The sequence below is a fragment of the Desulfobacteraceae bacterium genome, assembly GCA_022340425.1.
Classification (GTDB): Bacteria; Desulfobacterota; Desulfobacteria; order Desulfobacterales; family JAABRJ01; genus JAABRJ01.
This window is the reverse complement of the sequence record JAJDNY010000061.1, coordinates 35229-54216: the sequence shown is the minus strand read 5'-3', so window position 1 is coordinate 54216 and position 18988 is coordinate 35229. Positions and strand designations below refer to the sequence as shown.

Annotated in this window: 14 protein-coding genes; 9 read left to right on the top strand and 5 right to left on the bottom strand. The window is 62.1% G+C overall.

Features of this window, described 5'->3' with window-relative positions; all coding sequences use genetic code 11:
* The 3 genes from LJE63_05920 to LJE63_05910 form a co-directional block, all read left to right on the top strand.
* Positions 1-600, top strand: a 600-nt coding sequence (locus LJE63_05920; GenBank protein MCG6906146.1) for a nucleotide exchange factor GrpE, incomplete at its 5' end; no start/stop codon positions are given.
* A 24-nt stretch (positions 601-624) separates the two neighbouring features.
* Positions 625-2286: an Hsp70 family protein gene (locus LJE63_05915; protein ID MCG6906145.1), complete on the top strand. Its 1662-nt coding sequence runs from the start codon at positions 625-627 to the stop codon at positions 2284-2286.
* Positions 2287-2394: 108 nt separating this feature from the next.
* On the top strand, positions 2395-4734 hold the full coding sequence (locus tag LJE63_05910; GenBank protein MCG6906144.1) for a DUF1566 domain-containing protein: 2340 nt from the start codon (positions 2395-2397) through the stop codon (positions 4732-4734).
* A gap of 269 nt (positions 4735-5003) precedes the next feature.
* Here LJE63_05910 and LJE63_05905 read toward each other — a convergent pair whose 3' ends face one another.
* Together LJE63_05905 and LJE63_05900 are read right to left on the bottom strand one after the other, a co-directional pair.
* Positions 5004-6707 carry an AAA family ATPase gene (locus LJE63_05905; protein MCG6906143.1) on the bottom strand — a complete coding sequence of 568 codons (1704 nt, stop codon included), beginning with the start codon at positions 6705-6707 and terminating at the stop codon, positions 5004-5006.
* 76 nt (positions 6708-6783) lie between these two features.
* Positions 6784-7776: a TAXI family TRAP transporter solute-binding subunit gene (locus LJE63_05900; protein MCG6906142.1), complete on the bottom strand. Its 993-nt coding sequence runs from the start codon at positions 7774-7776 to the stop codon at positions 6784-6786.
* A gap of 306 nt (positions 7777-8082) precedes the next feature.
* Here LJE63_05900 and LJE63_05895 point away from each other — a divergent pair, with 306 nt between their 5' ends.
* The 3 genes from LJE63_05895 (at position 8083) to LJE63_05885 (ending at position 11639) form a co-directional block, all read left to right on the top strand.
* Entirely contained in the window at positions 8083-8544 is a 462-nt protein-coding gene (locus LJE63_05895) for an Lrp/AsnC family transcriptional regulator (protein ID MCG6906141.1), read from the top strand.
* 136 nt (positions 8545-8680) lie between these two features.
* On the top strand, positions 8681-9949 hold the full coding sequence (locus LJE63_05890) for a diaminopimelate decarboxylase (GenBank protein ID MCG6906140.1): 1269 nt from the start codon (positions 8681-8683) through the stop codon (positions 9947-9949).
* A 73-nt stretch (positions 9950-10022) separates the two neighbouring features.
* Positions 10023-11639: an HAD-IA family hydrolase gene (locus tag LJE63_05885; GenBank protein MCG6906139.1), complete on the top strand. Its 1617-nt coding sequence runs from the start codon at positions 10023-10025 to the stop codon at positions 11637-11639.
* Here the strand turns inward: LJE63_05885 and LJE63_05880 are convergent.
* On the bottom strand, positions 11636-12277 hold the full coding sequence (locus LJE63_05880) for a TetR/AcrR family transcriptional regulator; helix-turn-helix transcriptional regulator (GenBank protein ID MCG6906138.1): 642 nt from the start codon (positions 12275-12277) through the stop codon (positions 11636-11638). The genes LJE63_05885 and LJE63_05880 overlap by 4 nt on opposite strands.
* Before the next feature lie 170 nt (positions 12278-12447).
* Here LJE63_05880 and LJE63_05875 point away from each other — a divergent pair, with 170 nt between their 5' ends.
* Positions 12448-13158, top strand: a complete 711-nt coding sequence (locus LJE63_05875) for a GAF domain-containing protein (protein ID MCG6906137.1) — start codon at positions 12448-12450, stop codon at positions 13156-13158.
* Positions 13159-13352: 194 nt separating this feature from the next.
* Positions 13353-14936 carry an FMN-binding glutamate synthase family protein gene (locus tag LJE63_05870; protein ID MCG6906136.1) on the top strand — a complete coding sequence of 528 codons (1584 nt, stop codon included), beginning with the start codon at positions 13353-13355 and terminating at the stop codon, positions 14934-14936.
* 120 nt (positions 14937-15056) lie between these two features.
* On the opposite strand, the gene LJE63_05865 is transcribed toward LJE63_05870, so the two are convergent.
* Together LJE63_05865 and LJE63_05860 are read right to left on the bottom strand one after the other, a co-directional pair.
* Complete coding sequence (locus tag LJE63_05865; GenBank protein ID MCG6906135.1) at positions 15057-16556, bottom strand: response regulator; 1500 nt, start codon at positions 16554-16556, stop codon at positions 15057-15059.
* Complete coding sequence (locus LJE63_05860) at positions 16528-18021, bottom strand: PAS domain S-box protein (protein MCG6906134.1); 1494 nt, start codon at positions 18019-18021, stop codon at positions 16528-16530. The genes LJE63_05865 and LJE63_05860 overlap by 29 nt, the downstream gene beginning before the upstream one ends.
* Positions 18022-18402: 381 nt before the next feature.
* Between LJE63_05860 and LJE63_05855 the strand changes: the two genes are divergently transcribed.
* Complete coding sequence (locus LJE63_05855; protein ID MCG6906133.1) at positions 18403-18987, top strand: TetR family transcriptional regulator; 585 nt, start codon at positions 18403-18405, stop codon at positions 18985-18987.
* Position 18988 lies beyond the last annotated feature (1 nt).

Below are 18988 nucleotides of genomic sequence, written 5' to 3'. Positions count from 1 at the left end.
GATATGGCGATTCAGGACGCGCCGGCAGGGGCTGCGCTGCCGCCGCGGGATGCGGCCGAGTCTGGGCCGGAGGCGGTCGCTGCCGAGGGCATGGGGGGACTGCTAAACCGGCTGGACGGGCTGCAGGCCGGCATGGACCATCTGGTGGGCGAGTTTCAGGCCAAACTCAAGTACGATGCCCACAAAGAGCACATCATCGACACCCTCCACCAGGAGTTGCAGGAATACAAAAACGATATCGTCAAGAAGCATCTGATGTCGGTGCTGATGGACGTGATCAAGGTCATCGACGACATCCGCAAGTGGCTGCGGCACTACCGCTCACTGGATTCCGAAGTCCGCGATCCGGTCAAGATCTTCAAGTTTCTGGAAACCATTCCATCCGACCTGGAGGACATCTTTTACTGGCAGGGGGTGAAATCCTTCATCTGCCCGGGGGATGGGTTTGATCCCACTCGCCAGCGGGCGGCCAAAAAAGTCGCCACAGCCGATCCCGAAAAGGACAAAAGGGTCGCTGAGAGCCTGCGCTGCGGCTACGAGTGGGAGGGAAAGGTGATTCGGCCGGAAATGGTCGCAGTCTACGATTACAAGGGCAATTAATTTCTTTCGCAATGAGGGCCATCAATGAGTGATCAGATGAAGAGGATTTTCGGGATCGACCTCGGCACCACCTATACCTCCATCGCCTATGTGGACGAGTACGGCAAGGCGGTGGTGGTGCCCAATGCCGAAAACCAGCGGGTTACCCCCTCCGTTGTGTTTTTCGACGGGGGCAATATCGTCGTCGGCGACGTGGCCAAGGAAAGCAGCAAGATCTACCCCAATGAGGTGGTCAGCTTCATCAAACGCTCCATGGGTGAACCTGACTATCTGTTCAGCTACGACGACAAGACCTATCGCGCCGAGGAAATTTCCAGTTACATCCTGCGCAAGGTCGCCCAGGACGCCGAGCAGAGCCTGGGGTCGAAGATCACCGACGTGGTCATCACCTGCCCGGCCTATTTCGGTATCAACGAACGCGAAGCCACCCGCATGGCCGGTGAGATTGCGGGCTTCAATGTCCGCCAGATCATCAACGAACCCACCGCGGCGGCCATCGCCTATGGCACTGTTGCGATTTCCGACAAACGGGTGGTGATGGTCTATGACCTTGGCGGCGGCACCTTCGATATCACCCTGATCGATATCCAGCCCGACGCCATCCAGGTGATCTGCACCGGTGGCGATCACAACCTCGGCGGCAAGGACTGGGACGATCGTATCGTGGCCTACCTGGTACAGGAATTTCAGAGCCAGACCGGCAGCGATGAGGAAATCCTGGAGGACCCGGACACCTGTCAGGACCTGCAGCTTTCCGCTGAAAAAGCCAAAAAGGTTCTTTCTCAGCGAGAAAAAACGCCTATTTCAATCACCCACGGCGGTGAGCGGGTCAAAGTCGAGCTGCAGCGCAGCAAGTTCGAGGAGATCACTTCGGATCTGCTGGAGCGCACCGTCCATCTGACCCATGAGATGCTGGAGGAGGCCAAGAAAAAAGGTTATAATAATTTTGATGAGATCATCCTCGTCGGCGGCTCCACCCGAATGCCCCAGGTCGCCGCGCGTATCCAGCAAGAGTTCGGCAAAGAACCCAAGATCTTCGATCCGGATGAGGCGGTGGCCAAGGGGGCGGCGATTTTCGGCTGGAAACTCTCCCTGAACGATGGTCTGGTGCGCCGCATTGCGGCCAAAACCAATCGCAAGGTGGAGGAACTGCAAGGGGATGTCGCACTCAACCCCGAAGAGGTCGAAGCGGCCGCCCAGGAGATAGCCGACGAAGAGGGCTACACCCTGCCGTCGGTCAAAAGTTCGCTGGTCAAGGTAAAGGACGTCACCAGCAAGAGCTTCGGCATCGTCGTCAACAACGCCCAAAACGAGGAGATCGTCTACAGCGTGATTTTGCGCAACACCGGTGTGCCGGTGGAGGCTGCCAAACGGTTCTTCACCGCGGTGGATGACCAGGAAACGGTCCTGATTCGCATCATGGAGGCCGAGACCAGTGAAAAGAGCATCCCGCCGGAGTATGCCATCGAAATCGGCACGGCCGTTATGCGGCTTCCGCGCGGCCTGGCCGCCGACACCCCCGTGGATATCTCCTTCAATCTGAACAAGGAGGGGCGCTTGAAGATCAAGGCGGTGGAATCCACCGAGGGCCGCCAGGTGGACGCCTCCATCGAGACCGCCTCCGTCATCCAGGGCGAGGAGCTGGCAGCGGCCAAGATGCGCAGCCAGAGCCTGGTGGTCTATTAAAGCCGCGACCATCACCGGGGGGGCACGGCGGGGCTTGTTTTTATCTTGTGACAACCGGCAACCCCGGAGCGGCCGGCTGAGTGAGCGAAGTTGAAACAGAGGCAGTCTATGGAGCGGGAAAATTTTTATTTGCTGCTGGAGCTTGCGGTGGATCCGCCCGAGACGGATCTGCACCGGATCGAAACCGCCATCAAGAAGATGCAGGCCCGCTGGAGCCAATTTCGCAATCACCCCACCAAGGCCATTCTGGCCAAGAAATACATCGGCCTGATCCCCGAAATTCGACGGGTCATGTCAGACCCCGAACTCCGCGATAAAGAAGCCCGAGCGGCCCTCGAACTGACGCGCCAGCGCGACGCCAAAAAATTTGCCGCCATCGACCGCCATCTCGAGATCCGGATGAGCAAGGGCTACATCACGAAAGAGGAGGTTTTCAAGCTGGCCGAGTTGCACGGGATCCAAGAGACCGAGATTCGCAACCGCATCCGGCTGAAGCAGAAGGAAAAGATCGCCCAGCTCGACAAACATCTCAGCATTCGGGCCAGCAAAGGCTACGTCACCGCCGAAGAGGTCGCCAAGCTGGCCAAGATGCTGGCGGTCAGCGAGGAGGCGGTCCGCAAACGGCTCAAGGTGCCGGTTCGCAAAGGCGGCGTCAACGAAAAGGGGCGGGCCAAACCGCTGGACAAGGCCATCGAAAAGGTCATCAACGCCAACCTCAAGGTCGTTGGCAAGAAATCCCTCTACGCGTTTCTCGACGCTTCCAACGGGGCGCGGCTGGAGGAGTTGCAGGTCAAGGCGCGGACCGTTGAGGCCCATTACCGTCAGGTCGCCCGCAAGGATGCCGTTACAACCGCCGGCGAGGTTCTCGCCGGGCAGTGTCTGCAGATTTTCAAAAGCGAGGAAAGCCGCCAGTCTTACGACTATTCCCGGGCGCGCTCGAAGCTGACGGCCCTGAACGCCGACATCGACGTCGCCGGTCTGGACGGTGAAATCAAGCCGGAGTATTTCGAGGTGCTGGTCAAGGCCGCCGTGGATTACGGCATGGACGGCGATGAGGCCCGCGCCTATATCGAGGACTACTGCCGGCAGAAAAACTGGGCGATCCTGGGGCCCAAAAAAGCCGCCACCAACTTGAAGCGCAGGTTGGCCATGTCCTTCATGGTGCTGGCGCTGCTGGTGGTGCTGGGCGCTGCTTCGGCCTGGATGCTGGGGGTCAGCCGCGCCAAGGCCGATTTCGGCCAGCTGATGGCGCAGGTCGATGGGCAGCCGGATCTCGGCAAGAAAGAAATGCTTCTCCAGGATTATCTGGCCGCCCATGAAGGGGCCAAATACACCGCCGAGATCCGGGAAAAACTGCTGTCCGTAAGACAGGCCCTGGAGGAGGTGGCGTGCCGTCAAGCCCTTGCCGAGGCCGACGCCCAGGCGGAAGCGGCGCGGCCCGCGGAGGCTCTCGCGCACTACCAGGCCCTCGGTCAGCAGTATGCCGCGACTCCGTGCGCCAAAATTGTCGCGGAGCGCACCCGCGCGGCCGCAGAGGCCCTCGATGATGCGGATTTCAGAGCCGTCGAGGCCGCGGCCCCGGCGGAGGTCGAAGAGCGTATTGCCGCCTGTCGGACATACTTAGACGCCCACCCCCGGGGCCGTCACCGCGATGAGGTTCGCAGGCGTTTGGACGATATGAGCGCGGAGTATTTTCTGGCCCTGGAAAAACAGCTTGGCGTACTTCGTGCCCAAGGCCACTGGGCCGCGGCGATCTCCCTCTGCCAGCGCTTCATCGATCTATACCCCGAAAACCCCCGCACCGCCGTCGTTGAAGAGCTGCAGGAAACCGCTCGGCGCAACCAGCGAGGCGAAGAGATCCTGGCCCGTCTGAGCGCCAAGGCGGCGGCCGCCGGTGATGACCTGGCCGGCGCCCGGGCCGTCTATGTCGATTATCTCAAAGCCTATCCCAACAGCAGTCTGCGGCCGGTGATCGATGAAAAAATCGCCCGGCTGGAGCAACAGGCACTGGAGCGCAAGCGGCAGGTGATTGCCGGCGCCCTTCGCAGCCAGCTGGCGGCAACCGGCGGCCGGTTCCAGGAAAAACAGCCCGGGACCGTGCTGGACACCCAAACCGGTCTCACCTGGTGTCTGCTGGACTCGCGTGCCGACACCGGCCAATGCCTGGATTACACGGCCGCCGCGAGATATGTGGAGAATCTCGCCGTCGGCGGTTTTTCGGACTGGCGCCTGCCCACCGTCGAAGAATTGGCCGGGATTCACGAAAAAGCGCCGCGCTTTCCGACCCCCGGTGGCGCGGTCTGGTACTGGACCTCCAAAAACTATACCCGCTATTCGGACGGTTGGAGTCGGGTGGTGGATGTGGTCTCGGCCCGCAGCGAAACCGATTGGCAGGTGGACCAGATGGCCGACTGGCAGTGCGGGGCGGTGAGAGCCGTTCGCCGCTGACGGCCCCGACCCGATGGGCATCGGAACGCTTCCAGGATAGTCGCTCTCCCGGCCGCCGGTTTGGGCAAGGCGCATATCACCGCTGACCCCGCCGCCCCGGCAATTCCCAAGTGCTTTCAGCCATGGTTCGCGTCCGTATCGGTCCCGCCCGCTGGTGACGTTTCCCGGCACCTGGCGGCTGCGTTGCCGCAGCAAAAAAAATTCCACCCTCGGGAATCTTCCCCCCAAACGCTCCGCCGCTGCCCAAGCCGTATGGCGGCATCCCCTCGCTATTGCCGCCGTTTGTTTTTTTCCAGCACCCAATCAATGATGTCCCCCGGATCCGAACCGGCGTCGGCGTCGGCGTCTTCTTGCCGCAGCTCCTCGGTTGCAGCCTTGGCCGGAAGCGGCTTTCGTGCGTCTTTTTGTTCGAAATTTTGCGCGCCTCGCTGGTCTTCGAGCCCAGCGGGCGGAGGCTGCGGTTCCATCGGGACAGTCGGCAGCGGTTTATCCGGGTCTCCGTCGGGTGCCGGGGTGCCGGCGGCGGTTTCGGCGGGCGCTGCGGGTGCCGCTGTAACGGTCTCGGCGGGTGGGGGTGCTGCAACCGGCTTCCGGGGGGCTGCGGTTTGGGGAGCGGCGGCTGTTGCGGCCGGCGGCTTTGGGGTCTTCGGAGTGGGCGTCGCCGGAGGTTTCACGGGGGAAACCGGCGGGGTGCCGGCGGCGGTTTCGGCGGGCGCTGCGGGTGTCGCTGAAACGGGCTCGGCGGGTGGCGTTGCTGCAACCGGCTTCAAAGGAGTTGCGGTTTGTGGCGCGGCGGCTGTTGCGGCCGGAGGCTTTGGGGTTTCCGGGGCGGGTGTCGCCGGCGGTTTCGGGGAGGGAAGCGGCGGGGTGCCGGGCGCCCCAGCCGGGGGGGGCGGTTCCGGGGCGACTTGGGTCGGCGGGGGGGCCCCGGTGCCGGCCGTCATCCCCTGAAACTGGCTGTGCCACAATGTCTTCAGGCGTTCGAAGCCCTGGGGGTAAAGCCCGAAAAGGCCCAGCAGCAGCGCTGCGAGAAGCGCCACCAGCAGGGCGGAACGCTGCCAGCGGTTTCGCTGCGGGGCTGGTGCGGCCGGGCCCGACTCCCGCACGGCGGCCGGCAGGGGGGGCTCCGGCCGCTCGGTCTTGGCGATCTCGGCTTGCAGAACGTCGCGTTGCGGCAGGGTCAGATCGGCGGCGCAGTCGCTCACAATCGCCGCCGTCACGACCTCCGCGCTTTTGATAAACCCGGAAAGCAGCGCATGGTCGCAAATGATGTTGATCAGCCGGGGGTAGCCGCTGGAAAAACGAAAGACCTCGCCGATGCCGCCCTCATCGAAGATCTCCATCCGGGCGCCGGCCACCTTGAGCCGATGGCGGACGTAGGCCCCGGTTTCGATTTCGGTTAACGGGGTGATGTGATAGTTGATGGTGATCCGCTGACGGATGGCTTTGTGTTCCGGCAGCATCAGAAACTGATTGAATTCGTTTTGGCCCACAAAAAAAATGTTGAGCAGCTTGTTTTCGTACTTCTCGATATTGGACAGCAGCCGGATTTCCTCCAGCAGTTCGGAGGTCAGGCGCTGGGACTCGTCGATGATCAGCAGTACCTTTTTGTGGGCCGCATGCGATCTTTCCAGAAAATCGATGAAATGATCCAAAAAATCGCCTTTGGAGGCGAAGCGCGTGCCGAAATGAAACCCCCGCGAGATATAGTTGAAAAAGTCCAGTGGTGACAGCCCGGGGTCCGGCACGCTGGCCGCCACCACCTCCTGGGAGAGGCTTTTGAGCAGCGCATGAATCAGGGTTGTCTTGCCGGTGCCGACATCCCCGGTCAGCAGCAGAAAACCGCGGTTGTCCATCACCCCGTATCTCAGGGTGGACAGGGCTTCGCGGTGTTTGGGGCCCAGCCACAGGAAGGCCGGGTCGGTGCTGATCTGAAACGGCTTGGCGCTGAGGTTGTAGTAGGCCAGGTACATGACGCGGATGATCCTCGCTTGCGGCTATAAAACCGGGGAAGCCGTTCCAGACGACTGCCGGCAGGACCTGCCGGCATTAGAGCATGCGTTTGATGGCGTCCAGAACCGGGTTGATTTCGGCCGGGGGCTTGGTTTCCTGGGGGAGGCTGCGGTCCAGGTAGTTCCGGACGCAATCATACTGCTCCCACCCCTTGAGGGGGTAGTCGATATCCACCGCCTGCCATTTGGGGTGGCCGTTTTGGCGCAACCAGGCCAGGTTGTCGGCGATGATGCGGGCCACGCGCCCGACATATTCACAGTTGGCCCTGCGGAAGTCGTAGGAAATCAGCACGGCCTTGACCGCTGCGGTGCTGACCGCGGCAGCTTGCCATTCATAGGTGCCGGCCGGTATCTCGCCCGCCGGGTAAAACTCGAGAATGTTCTTGTTCAAAATGGGCACCAGGGCCAGCTCGTCTGCGGCCGTAACCCCCTCCCGGAAAAGTTTCACCGGAAAGCCCGCCACGTAGAACATGGCGTCGATGCGGCCCGCCTTGAGTTCGGCCAGGGCCTCGTCGGTGCCGATATTGACCATCTCCGCCGGGGCCACCTCGGACACCTCGAAGAGCAGCTTGGCGGTGAGATAGGTGCCGCTGCCGTCCTGTCCGATGGCCACCCGGCGCCCGGCGAGATCGTCAAACTCGCTGATGTCGCTGCGCCCCAGGAGGTGAATTTCCTCGTTGTAGAGGGGAAAGACCATCTTGATGCGGTTGGCGATGCGCTGCAATACCGGGTCCGTCTGCACTTTGGCCACAAAGGCCAGGACGTCGGACTGCACGATCCCCATCTGGGTGCGCGGCCGCTGGTAAACGGCGAAGATGTTTTCCACCGACCCGGAGGAATCGTAAACGCTGAGATCGAACCCTTGGGGCTTCAGCAGCTTTTGCATATCCAGGCCAAACTGAAAATAGGTGCCCTTGGTGCCGCCGGTGATGATCCCCATGCCGATGGGTTCCATTGCCATGGCCGTGAAAACGCCCGTCAGGGGCAGCGCCAGGAAGACTACCAACAAAATGCGTCTGATTGCGTCCATAATGGGTCTCCTCCTTGTGGTTTGCTTTGGCGGTTTCGGATCAGGGCTGCAACCCCCGGAGCTGCTTCCACCCCCTGGTGCGGCCGCGGCCGAGCGGCTCTATTGGGTAGGTTTATGAAAATATTCGATATGTTAAGCTCATAGTGGATCACCCCCGAAATGTAAAGTGAAAATTGACCGGTGCACCAGCCGGGCATGCAGACGGCGCGGCGGATATTATTCTTTAATTGATTGCTTTACGTAAATAATAGTCTTGACAAGGAGGTATAATACGAATAATAGCTGAAAAAAAACTTGGAATAAAGAATGATTGACGAAATTAGTCTTCAGATTATCCGGATCTTGCAGAAAAAGGCCCGCATCCCCAACGTGGAGGTCGCACGCAAGGTGGGCATGGCACCCTCGGCCGTGCTGGAGCGCATCCGCAAGTTGGAGAAGCTGGGGATCATCGACGGCTACGAGGTGCGCCTGAACCCGGCGCGCTTCGGCCGCGAAATGGTGGCATTCGTCTCGGTGGGCAGCGCCCGCCCCGGCGGCGACGACGCCCTTGGCCGTCGCCTGGCGGCCATCCCGGCGGTCCAGGAAGTCCATTACCTTTCAGGCGAGGACGGCTTTTTTCTCAAGCTGCGGGTCGGCGGGACCCGCGAGCTGGGGCAGGTCCTGCGGGAGCAGATCGCCCCGCTGGAAGGTATTGGCGCCACCCGCACCCGCATCGCCCTGACCACCTACAAGGAAACCTTTCAGATTCCGCCGGAAGCCCCGGCTTAACCTCTAAGAACCGCCAAAGCGCCCGAAACCGGACGTTGCCAAACAACGTCGCAGCGGCCTGAAGCCGCAGCGCCTCCCGGAAGCTGGACTTTGGCCTCATCGCCGCCCTTTGGCACCCGCCAGGAGGTACCGCCCCATGCCCATGTCCGCTGATTTCAAAAACCGCCTGACCCCTCGGCTGGCGAAGATCGTCGATTTCTTCGGCACCCCGTTTCACATCTACGACGAAAAGGGAATCCTAAACACCTGTCAGACCCTCAAAAAGGCCTTTGCCGGGGCAAGCTTTTTCCAAGAATATTACGCCGTCAAGGCGCTGCCCAACCCTGCGGTGCTGGCGCTGATCCGCCAAGTCGGTTTCGGTTTCGACTGCAGTTCGAGCACCGAGTTGACCCTCAGCCGGGATGTGGGCGCCCGGGGTGAGGAGATCATGTTCACCTCCAACAACACCACCCGCGAGGAGTTCCAACTGGCCGCGGCCGAGGGCGGCTGCCTGCTCAACCTGGACGACATCACTCTGGTGCCCAAGGTCCCGCAGATGCCCGAACTGATCTGTTTTCGCTACAACCCCGGCCCCCGTCGGGGCGGCAACGCGATCATTGGCAAGCCCGAAGAGGCCAAGTACGGGGTCAGTCACGAACAGCTGGTGGATGCCTACCGATTGGCGCGGGAGCGCGGCGCCCGCCGCTTCGGGCTCCACACGATGCTGGTTTCCAACGAACTTCAGGCGGATTATATGGTGGAAACCACCCGTATGCTGCTCCAAGAGGTGGAGCGCATCAGCGCCGAACTGGGGATTGTCTTCGAGTTCATCAACATCGGCGGCGGCCTGGGGATACCCTACCGGCCTGAAGAAACACCCCTGGACCTCGCCGGGATGGGGCTTCAGATCACGGCCCTGCTGGCGGCCTTTGAAGACCAGCACGGGTATCAGCCCAAGCTCTTTCTCGAAAGCGGGCGCTACGTGACCGGGCCCCACGGGGTTCTGGTGACCACCGCCATCAATGAAAAGAACATTTACCGGCGCTATATCGGCGTGGACGCCTGCATGTCGGCACTGATGCGCCCGGGAATGTACGGCGCCTACCACCACATCGAGGTCGTGGGCAAACCCCAGGGTAAAAACGAGCGGGTGGTGGATGTGGTGGGATCGCTGTGCGAGAACAACGACAAGTTCGCTGTCCAGCGCCCGCTGCCGGACATCGTTCCCGGGGATCTGCTGCTGATTCAGGATACCGGTGCGCACGGGCATTCCATGGGCTTCAACTACAACGGCAAGCTGCGTCCCAAGGAACTGCTGCTACGTAGCGACGGCACGGTGGAACTGATACGGCGGGAGGAGACGCCGGCGGATTATTTCGCGACCCTGACCTTTGCGCCCAGGGTCTTGCGGCCCGGCGCCGGGTGATCGCAGCCCCGATAGTCCCGCATTCCAAGCTGCAGGCAGGGGCGCTGGCGCCCTTTCCGGAAAGCGATCCGATATGATCCCGATCCCCTTTGTGATCCGGGCGGTACTCTTTGATTTTGACGGCACCCTGACCCTGCCCGGTGCCCTGGATTTTGGCACCTTCAAGGCGGCCATCGGCTGCCCGGCCGACATGCCGGTGCTCGAGTTTCTCGAGGCTCTGCCGGTCGGCGGCCAGCGTGAGGCCGCCGCCGCTGATCTGGAGTGCTTCGAGATGGCGGCCGCCGCACGCTCGCTGCCCAACCCCGAGGCCGAGCAGATCCTGCGTGAGCTGCGCCGGCGGGGCCTCAAGGTGGGCATCGTGACCCGCAACTGCGCCCGCTCGGTGGCCCGTGCGCTGGAGAATTTCAGCGGGCTCGGCGTGACGGATTTCGACCTGATCGTTTCCCGCGATGCTCCTGTGCGCCCCAAACCCAGTGCCGACGGCATTCTGCTGGCGGCCCGGACGCTGGCCGTGGCGCCCCAGGAAATCCTGATGGTGGGGGATTATGTGTTCGACGTGGAGGCCGGTCAGCGGGCCGGAGCCGTGACCGTTTTCCTGGACAACCGCGAGCATTCCGCGGCCATTCGCCTGCAGAGCGACTTCACCATCGCAAGCCTCGGGGAACTGATGCCGATCCTGGGCATGGGGCGCGTGCTGCCCTGCGGTAAGCTGCCCAACGCCCTTTTGCGGGCCTTTTTCACCCAGCTGCCCTTCGAGGATCCCGCCATGATCGTCAAACCGGGCGTCGGTGAGGACACGGCCGCGGTGGACGTGACCTCCGATGAGGTGCTGGTGCTGAAATCCGATCCGATCACCTTCGCCACCGATGCCATCGGCCAGTATGCGGTGGTTGTCAACGCCAACGACATTGCCACCTCTGGGGCCGTGCCGCGCTGGCTGCTGACCACCCTGTTGTTTCCGCGGGGGGTCACCGGCGCCGAAATCTGGCGGGTGATGAACGAGCTGCGGGCCACCTGCCAGCGTTGGGGGATCACGCTTTGCGGCGGGCACACCGAAATCACCGATGCGGTCACCCGCCCGGTGGTGATCGGGATGCTGGCCGGCACCGTCGCGTGCGCCGCGCTGGTGGACAAACGCAACATGGCCCCCGGCGACCAGGTGCTGCTCACCAAGGGTGTTGCGGTGGAAGGCACCGCCATCATCGCCCGCGAGTTCGGGCGGCGGCTGGCGGCGCTGGGCGTGGGCGCCGATGAAATCGAGGCCTGCCGGCAGTTTCTGGAGCAGATCAGCATCATCACCGAAGCCCGCATCGCCGCCGACACGCCGGGGGTCAGCGCCATGCACGACGTCACCGAGGGGGGGCTGGCGGCAGCGCTCAAGGAACTGGGGGAGGCGGGCGGGCATCGCATCCGGGTGGACATGGAGCGGATCCCGATATTGCCCGAAACCCGCAAGCTGACCGATCTCCTGGGGCTCAACCCGCTGGGGCTGATCGGCTCCGGCAGCCTTCTAATCACCTGCGCCGCCGCGGCCGCCGATGGCCTGGCGGCGGCCATCCGCTCGGCCGGCGTTGCAGTGGCCGTTATCGGGGAGGTGCTGGCGGCCGGCGAGGGAATCGAGGCGCTTTATGACGGGCGGCCGGTTTCCTGGCCGTGTTTCGAAGTCGATGAGATAACCCGGCTCTTTTAGTGCCGTTGAGGTGCCCGCAGGCCCCGGGCGAAGATATCAAAGGCCAGCTCGAAGGTGGGGCGGACGAAGTCCTTTTCGGCATTGATGACCTTCTTGCTCTCCTCCCAGAGGATAACCCCAGAGAAAAGGGCCCACAGGATATCGGCCAAGGCGACGGGATGGCGGTCGATGAAAACGCCTTCGCGGATGCCCATTTCCAAGATCCGGGCCATGGTGCCGAGGGATTTGCGCGACAGGGCCTCGATTTCCGCCATAAGATCCAGCGACAGGTTGCGCAGGGTTTCGCTGGACTGCAGGTGGAACATGTTGATGATCATCAGGGGATCGAAATCGTAGACATCCAGCAGGGCCTTTTTGAGACTCGCCATGCGGGCCTCCAGGTCGGTGCTGGCCTCTTTGGCGACGTGCTCCAGGCGGATCAAAAGGTAGTGCAGGATCCGGATGGAAAGCGAGGCATAGAGTTCGTCCTTGTTCTTGAAATAGAGGTAGAGCGTTCCCGGGCTCAACTCCGCCGCCTTGGCGATATCCTCCATGGTCGCCCGGCTGAACCCTTTTTCCGAAAACACCCGTTTGGCCGCCACGATGATCTGCTGGCGGCGTCTTTCCCGCTCCCGCTCTTTTCTCTCCTGGATGCCCATGCGCGCCACAATGCCTGAATGTGATTTATTTGAAAAGTGGCCTTTTAAATTGTATTGTTGATTTGGTCAAGCGAAATCTTTAAGATGAAGCCCCTTGCCGGGCCGCTGGAAACCCGCGTGCCGGCGGCTGCGCGGGGCTGCAGGGGTCGTGATAAAAAAAGGCTGCGCGGATGGATCAGAACAAACCGGAAACCTACCATGCCTACCTCAAGGCCTTGATGAACATCAGTCAGGCCATCACTTCCGATTTGTATATCGAGGACATTCTCAAGCTGATCGTGATGGTCACGGCACGGGTGATGAACGTCGAGATCTGCTCCCTGTGGCTGGTGGATGAGACCGTCAGCCCCCCCATCATGCGTCTCAAGGCCACCCAGGCCATCGAACCGGCCTACGTGAAAGACCGCCGCTTGGGGCTCAACGAGGGCGTCGTCGGCTGGGTCGTCGACCATCAGCGCCCCCTGCAGATCGAAAACGTTCTCAAAGACGAGCGTTTCAAGGAAAAGGAGATGGCCCGTCGGATGGGGCTGGTCTCCATGCTGGGGGTTCCCCTGCGCGCCAACGCCGATCGGGTCTGCGGCGTGCTCAACTGCTTCACCTCGCGGCCGTACCGTTTTTCGGAGGACGAAATCAACCTGATCACCACCGTGGCCAACCAGGCGACGGTGGCGATCCTGAACACCGAGTTGATGGTCCAGACCCGGGTCATCCAGGAGGAGCTGGAAACCCGCAAGCTGACCGAGCGGGCCAAGGAGGTGCTCATGCGCCGGCGACAGTTGAGCGGATCCGAAGCCTACCGCTGGATCCAGAAGCGCAGCATGGACACCCGCAAATCCATGCGCTGGGTGGCGGAGGCGATCCTGCTCTCCGAGGAGCTCTAACCCCGGGCGCCGATCATCCGGCGGCTTGACAGACCGGCGCGCTTCAAGTATTAGACCGAAGCTGACAATGAGAAATGACACGGTCCCGCACAATGGCGTGCGGGGTCACGTCGGAAATGGGACAAAGGCGTCATCGCCCCAAGGGGGCTGGCGCCTTTTTGCGTCTTAACGCCCGAACTTTACGGAGGAGATGAATGAATTTACAGCGACCCAATGCCAACGACGCCCTGCAGACCAAAAACCGCTCCCGCAGTATTGCGCCCCAATCGGGCATCTGCAGCCGTTGTATCGACGGCTGTCGCGGCAACTGCGACCTTTTCAAGGCCACTTTCCGGGGCCGCGAGCTGCTCTATCCCACCCCGTTCGGGGACATCACCGCCGGCGGCGACAAAGACTACCCGGTGGATTACTCCCATCTCAACATCATGGGCTACGCCCTGGGGGCGGCCGGCATCGAGGCCGATCCCGACCATGCCGTTTTCCCGGTGGTCGACACCGACACCTGGTACGGGGCCACCGAAAAGGTGCACATGAAGATTCCGATTTTCACCGGCGCTCTCGGCAGCACCGATGTGGCCCGCAACAACTGGGAGCATTTCGCCGTCGGGGCGGCGATTTCCGGGATCAGCCTGGTCTGCGGTGAAAACGTCTGCGGCGTGGACCCGGCGCTTGAGATCGACCAGCACGGCAAGGTCAAGAAATCCCCGGAGATGATCCGACGGCTGGAGCAGTACCGCCGTTTTCACGAGGGCTACGGCGACATCATGGTGCAGCTCAACGTGGAGGACACCCGCCTGGGGGTGGCCGAATACGTCGTGGAGAAGCTCGGGGTGGAGACCATCGAGCTCAAGTGGGGCCAGGGTGCCAAGAGCATCGGCGGCGAAATCAAGGTCAAGGAGCTCGAACGGGCCCTGGAGTTGCAGCGCCGGGGCTACATCGTGACCCCCAATCCGGAGAGCAAGGCCAACCAGAAGGCCTACCGCGACGGGGCCATCAAGGAGTTCGAGCGCCACTCGCGGCTGGGGTTCATCGATCAGGAGGAGTTCATGCGCGAGGTGGACCGGGTCCGCAAAATCGGCGCCAAACGGGTGACCCTCAAAACCGGCGCCTATCCCATGCGCGAGCTGGCCATGGCGATTCGCTGGTCGTCGGACGCCAAGATCGATCTGCTCACCATCGACGGGGCGCCGGGCGGCACCGGCATGAGCCCGTGGCGGATGATGGCCGAATGGGGCGTCCCCGCCATTTACCTGCACGCCATGACCTACGAGCTGTGTCTGCGGCTGGCGCGCAAGGGGGCCTGGGTGCCGGACATCGCCCTGGCCGGCGGGTTCTCCTCCGAGGACCACATCTTCAAGGCCATCGCCCTCGGGGCGCCTTATTGCAAGGCGGTCTGCATGGGGCGGGCGCTGATGATCCCCGGCATGGTGGGAAAAAATGTCGAGCGCTGGCTGCGCGGCGAGGACGGCGGTCTGCCCACGACGGTCTCCCAGTACGGCACCAAGAAGGAGGAGATCTTCGTCAACTACGAGAAACTGCAGAGCAAGTACGGCAAGGATATGGCCAACATCCCGCTGGGGGCCGTGGGGCTTTACAGCGCCAGTGAAAAGCTGCGGGTGGGATTGCAGCAGCTGATGGCCGGCTCCCGCAAGTGGCGGGTGCACCTGATCACCCGCGCCGAGCTGGCCTCCCTGACCGAGGAGTGCGCCAAGGTGACCGGCATCCCCTATATCATGGACGCCTATCGCAAAGAGGCGCTGGAGATCATCGACGGCTGAAAAACGTCCCCGGCCCCGCACCCCAGATCGGCAGGGCCGGGGGGTGCCGCCGCCTGCTGCAAAAAAAGAGGCCGCCCGCGGGCGGCCTCGTCCTTTTGGGTCAAACCCGGGCGGAGGCGCTCAGTAAGGCAGGGCCACCGTAAAGGTGCTGCCCTTGCCGGGTTCGCTGGCCACCGTGATGGTGCCGCCCAGCGTCTGGACCAGGCCCTTGACAATCGAGAGCCCCAGCCCGGTGCCGGTGATGAAGCGCGTCTTTTCGTTTTTGACCCGGTAGAAGCGCTCAAAAATCCGCTCGAGCTTCTCGGCCTCGATGCCGAAGCCGGTGTCGCTCACCCGGACCTGCACCCGGTCGCCGGCCACTTCGGCCACGACCCGGATCTCCCCGCCATCCGGCGTGTAATTGATGGCGTTGGTGATCAGGTTGCCGAAGATGCTCTCCAGCGCCAGTGGGTCGGCCGTCAGCGGCGGCAGGGGGGTTTGGGGGACCTCCAGGGTGAGTCTCTGGCTGCGGCTGCTGCTGCGGGTGCTGAGAAAATCGACGATGCTGCGCAGCAAATCTTCCAACTGAACCGGCTTGAGTTCCTGGCAGACACTGCCCGACTCGATCCGCGAGAGGTCCAACAGGTCGCCGATCAGGGAGATCAGCCCCTGGGTCTTTTCCTTGGCGCGCGCCAGCAGGTACTGTTCGCGCTCGGAGTCGCCCTGGACCATGTCTCGCAGGACCAGCGCGATCTGCTCGTGGATGGTGGAAAGCGGCGAGCGCAGCTCATGGGAGACCGTGGCCACGAATTCCGACTTGAGGCGGTCCAAGATTTTCATGGTGGTGATGTCCACGACGGTCACCACCGCGCCTAAGCATTCGTTGTCCTCGCTGATCACCGAGCGGCCGCGGGCCTGCAGGTAGCGGTCGTCGGAGAGGGCGAATTCGTAGGTCGGGGCGCTGCCGGAGCTGCAGTGGCGTCCCGCCGAGCTTTCCCGCACCAGCTGGGCAAACCCCTCGTCGGGGATGTAGGCCTCGATGGGCTGCCCAGGCGCCACTTCCTCGGTCAGCCCGAGCTGGTGGCGAAAAGCCGGGTTCATCAGCACCACCTGTCCCAGGGCGTTGGTCACCACCACCCCGCTGGGAAGGGATTCGACGATGGTCCGGATCCGGCTTTTTTCGGTCCCCAGGTCCGCCAGGGTTTTGCGCCGCTCGGCCGCCAGCTTTTCGGTTTCCCAGGTCAGCCGTAGTTTTTCGCGCGCCCGGTTGACCACGATGCGCAGCTGATCGGGTTCGAACGGCTTGGGGATGAAATCGTAGGCGCCCTTTTTCATCGCCTCGATGGCGGTCTCCACGGTTGCGTAGCCGGTGATGACGATCACCATCACGGCAGGGTCGTGCTCGCGGATGCGGGCCAGGACCTCCATGCCGTCGATGCCGGGCATCTTGAGATCCAGCAGGACGATGGCCGGGGCGTGCGCGTGGACCTTGGCGAGGGCCTCCTCGCCTTCCTGGGCCTTGAGCACTTCGAAGTCCATGCGGCGCAGGATGCGTTCGCAACCGTCGCGGATGTCGGGCTCGTCGTCGACCACCAGGATGCGGATCGCGTTTTCAGGGCTTTGCTTCGGGCTTGCCTTCATTCCCCTCCCTTCCGGCAAAAAACAGTTCGATGAAAAAGTTCGTGCCCTCACCCACGCGGCTGCTGGCCCGAATTGTGCCGCCGTGGTTTTCGACAATCCCGTAGACCAGGCTGAGCCCCAGGCCGGTGCCCTTACCCTCCTCCTTGGTGGTGAAGAAGGGCTCGAAGATGTGGGGCAGGACATTTTCGGGAATACCCGGGCCGGAGTCGCGGATTTCGATCAAGGCGCGGTCGCCGGTTGGCGCAGCGGCGGTTTTGATGCTGAGCCGGCCCTTGCCCTCCATGGCCTCGGCGGCGTTCAGGATAATGTTCATGAACAGATGGTTGATCTGCTGGATGTCACTTTGGACCGGTGGCAGATCGGGGGCCAGATCGGCCTGGATTTCAATGTTCTGGAAAAGTGTTTGGTTTTGCAGGAGAAAAAGGGTTCGTGAGATGGCCTTGTTGATATCGTTGGGTTTCATCAGCTGGCGGGTCTGGCGGGCGAACTCCAGCAGTTCCTTGACCGTGTCGCGGCAGCGCTGAGCGTCCCGCAGAATTCGCTCCAGGTCTTCGCGCGCCTCGGCCGGCAGCTCGTAGTCCTCCAAGACGATCTTGCTGAAGAGGGTGATGCCGGAAAGCGGGTTGTTGAGCTGGTGGGCGACACCGGCGGCGAGTTTGCCCAGGGAGGCCATTTTCTCGGCCTGCAGCAGCTGCACCTGGGTCTTTTCCAACTCGCGTTTGATCCGCAGCTCTTCACGGCGGTCGTGGAAAAACCCGATGGTGGCGACCTCCTGGTCGCCGTCGCAGACCAGGGCTGCGTTGAGGTTGATGGGAATCACCGCGCCGTCCTTGCGGACCGCCCGGGTGGCGTAGAACTTCAACTTGCGCCGGCCGCCATACGCCTCGCTGCGCAGCTTGCGCATGATCTCGTAGGCCTCGCCCTCGGGGTAGATTTGGCGGATATCCAGGTGGTTGAGGGCCTCGGCGACCGAATAGCCGGTGATTTCGGCGGCCGCGTCGTTGAATATGAAGACCTTGCCGGTTCTGTCGGCGGCGACCACCCCGTCGACGGCGCTGCGGATCAGGTTGCGGAAAAAGGCGTTGGAGCGCTTGAGGCGATCCTCAAGCTTCTCCAACATCGGCAGATCGAAATCCACCACCGCGATGGCCTCCAGGACACCCTCTTTGAGCAACGGGTATGAATACAAACAGGTCATGCGCCCGGAGTGGGCACGGTCATTTTCGATTTCGCGCAGGGTCGGCTCGTGGGTCTGGAGGGTTTTCTTGGCGGGGCAGGCATCGCAGGGCGCAAGCCGATTGTAAATCGTTTCGTGGCAAACGGATGGGTTGGGGGTTTTCACCACCGCCGCGCTCTCCCGTCCACAGGCCGCCAGGATTTTGAAATCGGGTGAAATCACGATGATTTTGCGGTTGAAATGCTCCAGGGCCTTTAAGAGATAGGCTTTTTCGGTCTCCGTGTGCATGGTTCCCCCGTTTGGCAGGCAGGTGGCGAACCCATCAGTCGGTGGCCTAGTTGGCTGCCGGTGTGTAATCCGGCAGGCGGCGGCACGTGCGGCATGGAATTTTCCGGTCAGTAAACCATAAGCGACCCAAAAAAACAAATCCTAATTCCCCGGGGAACGCCGCCGGGCAGAGCGCCGGTCCGGGCTGGCTTTGGGGTCTTAAGCAAGCCCCTGTCGCTCGGGTGCCTCCCGCGGGCGGTCGTTTTTGCTTGACAGGGAAAAGGGGCCTCTGGTAAATGAATGAACATTCATTCATAATTTTTCGACCACCGACCGGGAGGCGCCGCCATTTCCAAGAAAGAAATAAATAAACCCAAGTACCATCTGATTCTCGAAGCCGCGGTGAAGGTCTTCGCCGAGCAGGGCTTCTTCCAGTCCACCATCTCCCAGATCGCCCGCGAGGCCGGCGTCGCCGATGGCACCATCTACCTTTACTTCAAAAACAAGGACGACATCCTGCTGCAGTTCTTCGGTTACAAAACCAAGCAGGTGTTTCAATCCTTCCGCGAGGAGCTCGACAAGGCTGACACCGCCCGCGACAAGCTCCGCAACCTGATCCGGCGGCATCTGGAAGAGTTTCAAAACGACAAGAACATGGCGGTGGTCTACCAGGCCGAAGCGCGCAGCAACAGCCGGCTGGTGGAAAAACAGCTTCAGGAGATGTCCAAGATGTACCTGGACATCACCGCCGAAATCATCGAACAGGGCCAGGAAGAGGGGCAGATCCGCAAGGACCTCTACGTCAGCCTGGTCAAGCGCTTCATTCTCGGCGCCGTGGAGGAGGTCATCAACACCTGGGTGCTTTCCGGCGGGAAGTACGACCTCGTTTCCATGGCTGAACCCCTGGTGGATTTGATTTTTCGGGGAATCGGGAGCGCGGCGGCAACCGCGGGGCAGGCGTCACCGCAATCGACGCCAAAACCATAGA